We start from the raw sequence: 3,086 nt of genomic DNA, 5'->3' as shown, positions 1-3,086 counted from the left end.
GGTTCTTGATAGACTGGAGCCGGTTCTTGATAGACCGGAGCCGGTTCTTGATAGGAGGAGCGGGCCGCTTCCGCTTCCCGGGCGGCATAGATGGCATCTAGTTGGGCATTCCAACGATTGATCGCCGTTCGCGCTTCAGAATACAAAGCACGACCCGAGCCAATTTTAGCGGCAGTATTGATCGCCTTGCTCAGACTCCCCTGGGCCGCTAAGGTGGCGGCTTGGTCGAGAATCGGTCGGTCTTCAGCAATTTGAATCTCGCTGACCCATTTTCCGATATTTTCTGATGCCTCTTTATGCAGCGCTCGACCTGCCGCAATTTTTTTGGCTTCATTGACTGCTTCTTGGAGTTGACCTGCTTGGGCGAGAGCCTGGGCGCTCGCCAGGATGGGTTGATCTTCAAGAGTTTCAACCTGTTTGTTCCATTGGGCAATCAGGGTTTGGGCTTCAATCCGCAGGGGGCGTCCCTGGGCGACCTGTTGGGCCGATGCGATCGCATTTCTCAATGCCAGAATATTACTGGAATCTGCGATCGCCTTGGCAGCGACGACATAACCTCGGTCTTCAATTTGGGCAATTTCCTTGCGCCATTGGGCGATCGGGGTTTGAGCGTCGAGACGTCCGGGGCGATCCATCCCCACCATCTGAGCTTGGGCGATCGCCAACTGCATCAGCAGGGGGTGACGGAAACTGGCCACAGCTTGGGCCATTTTAACCTGAAACAGGTCCTGTTTGTGCTGATTCCATCGGACCAAGTTTTCTTGAGCTTGGCTGTACAGGGGACTGTCCGATTGAATCTGACCGGCGATCGCAGAGGCTTCTAGGAAGGCAAACAGGCGATCGGGAATGGGTCCTGCGGGTTTGTCATTTTGGATTAGCGCTCGGGCTGAGCTCAGGTGAATCAAATCCTGACTTTCCCCATAAACCTTTGTGTCTGAGGGAATCCACTTGGCAGCGGAAATGGCCTCATCAAAATTGCCACTTTGGAAGCGAGTTTTGGCGATCGCCAGCAATTGGGCACTCCAACGGTTAATCTCCTGATTCGCCTGCTCTCGAACATATCGTTGGGGGTTAATTTGTCTCGCTAGGTCGATAGCACGGACTAACTCCTCTGCTGTCTGGTTATAGACCAAATAACGGGCATCTTCTAACTGTTTCCAAGCTTCCTTTTCAGCGACAATTCGCTGCTGTAGTTCTCCATAGCGGGTGGAACGCCAGTGGACGTTATTCAATTTGACCAACTCTCGCATCCGATCCTCGACTCCGCTCCAGTTGCGAGCTTTCAGTGCGGCTTGAGCTTTATCATAGATTGCTTTTCCTTGGTCCCAGTCAGCCTGCCAAATTTGTAATTCTTGTTCGACTTGGGCGTACACTGGGTTGGTTTTAGGAATTTTCTCGACAATGGCATTGGCACCGTTTAAATCCCCGGCCATAAATTTCTGCCGCGCCAAGTCTAGAATTAGAGCCGACCATTCCCCGACTAATTTATCTCCCTGACCTCGGAGGGGATGGTCTGCGGGCCAACTTTCCACCAGTTCGATTCCCGCGACCAGCCGGTCTAAGTCCCCTGTTTTGGCGGCATTTTGAGCACAGTAGAGGCGATCGCGCTCGGTGGACCCCACCCCGAGAGCATCACAATCAATCGGTGGGGGCATGGTGAGTAACCACCGCAGAGATACGGCTCCCATGCTGGTACAAGCGACTAGCAGACTCAGCCAGAGTAAATGCCATCCCCATAATAGACTCCGACCCTTGTCGGTTCGAGGTTTCTGTGCAGTAGTGGCGACAATCTCCCCCGTCTGATTTTTATCCTGATTTTTCGGTTTTTTCTGGACTGGAAGGCGGAATTTCCAGCCCCACCCCTTGACGGATTTCGGAGGGTGTTGGGCCAATTCCGTGCCTTGGCTTAATGTATCGCCGGTTTCTGAGTGATTGCGCTGCGATCGCCCACCCCATAACCGAGCGGCGATCGCTGCTTTAATACGTCCATCCCGCCGTCTCCGAATGCGGTGGTTTGGCTGTGTACTGGATTGGTCAAATTGTTTTCTCACCATTGTTTCAGCCTGTCCCTACAATGCCGACTTGTATTGGCACATCTTTCTACTTCTTGATTACCGGGTAGAGACGGGAAAATATGGGGTCTCTCCACTGTAGTTGCTTTTCGATTGAGTCCATCCTTGAGGGTCACACTTGCAAGCGATACCCACCCCCTAAGATATAAGCAGTCCTGGCTCCCTTGGGGATCACCCTAGATTCTACCTGATGGCTTAGATTCATGCTAAAAACAGAGTGTTTTAAATACATCCATACCAAATGCTTTTACCGTTGGCCCGATGCCTCGGTTCCCGATTGAATCCGAAATCATCTGTTGGTCTCAATGACAAGCCTCTTTCGAGATATATCCTTGATTGCTCATCCTAGAAATTTATAAGACAAAGGATCAATTTAAAGGATAGATTGTCCTTTTGGTTCATGCATCACTTCCCAATCGTGATTTTCCGGTTTAAGGGATCTAGAGTTTTTCTCGCTTCTGACCCAGTGGGCGATCGCCCCTCCAGTGTATGATAGAGACTCCTGAACTGTTATCAAGATTCAACCCCAATTTCAAAGCGCTTCTAAAAGTCTAAAGTCTATATAGCTTGGACTAAATGATTTATGCCCGGTTGCGGATCCCCTCTCCCTTTGGCAGAGGGGTTGGGGGAGAGGTCTTATTCTACAACTGATTTAGTCCAAGCTATAGCAATTTTGTTCCACTTAGAAAGCAGTTTAGCTGAAGTTTTGGGAACGGGTATCAACAACTCACAGAAGTGGGGCATTTCACCGGAGAGTTTGACCCATCGGACTATTTCCCTGTTCAGCGAGACTCCCTTCTAGCTGGGGTTTAACTGGACTCGACTCCCCTTGAACAGGGGAGGGTTCGCTACGACCCTAGTCCCGAGGGATAGTAAGCTGTTGGCTATCTACAGAAACAGATTAGAAAATCCTGAACCCCTCATCTGTGCCGCACAGCGAAGCTATCCCTACTTGAAGAGCATCGATCGCCAGCTAGGATTATCAAAATTTAAATGCATCTTTCAGCTAATTAG

1 protein-coding gene is annotated in these 3,086 nt (G+C 50.6%); it reads right to left on the bottom strand.

The features are described 5' to 3' along the window. A partial coding sequence (locus tag J0895_RS12655; RefSeq protein ID WP_207088452.1) for a hypothetical protein occupies positions 1-2,054 on the bottom strand: 2,054 nt, incomplete at its 3' end. Between the last annotated feature and the right edge of the window lie 1,032 nt (positions 2,055-3,086).

Source organism: Phormidium pseudopriestleyi FRX01, assembly GCF_017313335.1.
In the GTDB taxonomy this organism is placed as follows: domain Bacteria; phylum Cyanobacteriota; class Cyanobacteriia; order Cyanobacteriales; family Laspinemataceae; genus Laspinema; species Laspinema pseudopriestleyi.
Note: the sequence above shows the minus strand (reverse complement) of the source record. Positions and strands in the feature narration are given on the sequence as shown.